This window comes from uncultured Kiloniella sp. (assembly GCF_937128705.1).
Taxonomy (GTDB): domain Bacteria; phylum Pseudomonadota; class Alphaproteobacteria; order Kiloniellales; family Kiloniellaceae; genus Kiloniella.
This window is the reverse complement of the sequence record NZ_CAKZMP010000361.1, coordinates 1-2815: the sequence shown is the minus strand read 5'-3', so window position 1 is coordinate 2815 and position 2815 is coordinate 1. Positions and strand designations below refer to the sequence as shown.

Sequence of the window (2815 nt, the reverse complement as noted above, 5' to 3'; positions counted from 1 at the left end):
CAAGAGGGCGGTAAAGTATAAATGATTATCGCAACCATCAAGGGTAAGCATGAGAAATAAAAAACCACTCCCAAAAAGAATTACTGGTGTCCCCAACGCCGTTGATGTCCACGTTGGTCAAAGGTTACGGTTACGACGCACCCTTCTCGGCTTAAGCCAAGAAAAACTTGGCGAAGCACTTGGCCTGACATTTCAACAAATTCAAAAGTATGAGCGCGGAACCAACCGTATCGGCGCAAGTCGGTTGTATGATTTAGCCCGCGTTCTTGATATTGATATTGGCTATTTCTTTGATGAAATGACGGATGAAGTATCCCATCGCTCCCCTGGTCAGATAAGAGGCATGGCAGCGGAAGGCGAAGAGCTTCCCTTTCAGAAGGACCCGATGGCCAGGCGAGAAACCTTGGAATTGGTCAGGGCGTATTACAAAATCGAAGAAACAACAGTTAGGAAGCGGTTGTTAGACATGGCAAAAACACTTGGAAAAGTGGCAAGCGACCCATCTGAATCTGAAGATTAGCTCATGGGTTTATCCATCTACACTAATCTCGGTAACATTATCGAGTACGGTCGATTAATATTCATATAAGCTTATTAATAAGGCCTCTCAAGAAGCCATTTTGGTGGTTTTATCAGATACAGGAAATTGCAACATCTATTAATTTTTTGAAAGATTTTAGTAAGTTTTCGCTGCTAAAATCTTTCACATGTATATTGACACTTACTTCTCATCCTTTGTCGATTTTCCCGGCAATGCTGCACCATATATTGGGGCTTTTCGCCCTGACCTCGTTGCACTTTCAGTCGCCATAGCCATATTTGGCGGATGGGCGGGAATGATGTGTTTGGCGCGCGCCGAAAAACTTACCGTAAATAACGAAGGAAGCGGTGCACTCTGGAAAATAGCTGGTGGGCTAGCCTTTGGCGGTGCAATCTGGGGCATGCATTTCATCGGGATGTTGGCTTTTTCACTTCCCTGCGGGATCACTTATGATTTCCTAACGACTTCTATCTCGATTATCCCGGCAATTCTTGCCAGTTTGACCGCGCTTTCTGTGGTCAGCCAGCAACGTTACAACCTTCATCTTCGGCTAGTGATTGGTGCTGTCTTGATGGGCTCGGGCATCGGAACAATGCATTATGTCGGCATGGCAGCAATGCGTATGCCTGCCATTATCTTCTACGATCCACAATATGTGATTTTATCCGTCATAGCTGCCGTCGTCTTGTCTTATATTTCTCTGGCTGTTGTCGAGTATGGACAACGCCAAACTTCTTATCGCTTCGCACGACAAATAATCGCTGCGACGACACTCGGACTCGCAGTTGCGTCAATGCACTATATTGCCATGCAAGCAGCGATTTTCTACCCAATCTTAGAGGATATCGGTCCAACGGGCAGACTGGCTGATGTTGTTCTCGCAATCTTTGTTGGTCTTGGCACGTTGGTCCTTGCCGGGGGTGTTGCCACGGCAGCCTTTGCCGCTCGCCTGAAAGAAAGTGTCAGAAATCTGGCCAATGAAGCCCGTCGACGTACGATGGCGGAAAAAGAGGCGCGTGCAGATCAAGCACGATTACAAGCAATTTTCGATACGGCCGTAGAGGCCATTATCGTGATCGATAAACAGGGTACCATTCGCAAATGGAGTGAAGGTGGATATCGTATTTTTGGATATACCGCACAAGAAGCTCTAGGGCAAAATATTGCCATGATAACCAATGGTATCAGCCCCCAAGAACACCAAAGATATATTAAACGGTTCGAAGAATCACGTGAAGCCCGCGTTATTGGTATTGGGCGTGAGGTTTCCGGGTTACATAAAGATAAAACAGTTATTCCTTTGGAACTGTCGGTTGGCGAAACCAAAATTGACAACGAGGTTTTCTATACAGGTATTTTACGAGACATTTCAGTACGTAAAAAAATTGAACGTGAGTTAAGAGAAACAACCCGCGCCAAAGAAGCCAATGAAATGAAATCAAATTTCCTGGCCCATATGAGCCACGAAATGCGAACACCTCTAAATGCCATTCTCGGTTTTTCTGATATTATGCGGGCACAGACATTCGGGCCAATTAGCGAAACGTATGTTGGATATTCAGAAGATATTTTTTCATCAGGGAATCACCTGCTTAGTCTTGTGGATGCCCTGCTCGAACTCTCAAAAGTGGAACAAAATGCTCAAGATCTGGAGTTGACAGATATCACGTTGCCCACGTTAATCTCGGATGCCATCAACATGCTCCAAAAACGTGCCAAGGAAAACAGCGTAACCCTATCCGTACTGTTGGACAATGATTTACCAGAAACCGTAAATTCAGATCGGGGTAAACTATATCAGGTCCTGATCAACCTTATTACAAATGCGGTACAATACACACCAGCACAAGGTCGGGTTACCATTCGCGCGTGGCCATGTAATGAGCTCATCAAAATTGTTATTGAAGACAACGGGATTGGCATGACCGAAGAAGAAGTCGAGTTCGCAATTAAACCATTTGGACAAGTTAAAAATGCCTTTACTTCTGACTTGTCTGGAACCGGTCTAGGTTTGCCTATCGTTCACGCATTTGTAGATTTGCTCAGCGGCAAGCTTGAGATCACGAGCAAAAAAGGCGACGGCACAAAAGTGGAAGTTATGCTGCCAATATCTTTAGAAAAGCAGCTTGCTGAAAGGCAAGCCGCCGTTGGATAAAATATCAGCGTGACAAGAAAGCTTTCCAATACTCTTTACTAAAAAAGATACATCACAGACGAAAGCATCATTAATCTAAAAATCGCTGGTAAGGCAGATAATACTGGTCAAAGTGCAAC

Annotated in this window: 2 protein-coding genes; both read left to right on the top strand. The window is 44.9% G+C overall.

The window, feature by feature from the left end; all coding sequences use genetic code 11:
• Positions 1 to 49: 49 nt before the first annotated feature.
• Positions 50 to 520, top strand: a complete 471-nt coding sequence (locus Q0241_RS18375; RefSeq protein ID WP_299380475.1) for a helix-turn-helix transcriptional regulator — start codon at positions 50 to 52, stop codon at positions 518 to 520.
• 187 nt (positions 521 to 707) lie between these two features.
• The gene (locus Q0241_RS18370) at positions 708 to 2696 is read left to right on the top strand and encodes an MHYT domain-containing protein (protein WP_299380472.1); all 1989 of its coding nucleotides are present in this window, start codon (positions 708 to 710) and stop codon (positions 2694 to 2696) included.
• Positions 2697 to 2815: the final 119 nt, after the last annotated feature.

Bases quoted from the DNA above. Each gene is read 5' to 3' on its own strand.
- Q0241_RS18375 (WP_299380475.1), top strand. From the start codon at position 50: ATGAGAAATAAAAAACCACTCCCAAAAAGAATTACTGGTGTCCCCAAC.
- Q0241_RS18370 (WP_299380472.1), top strand. From the start codon at position 708: ATGTATATTGACACTTACTTCTCATCCTTTGTCGATTTTCCCGGCAAT.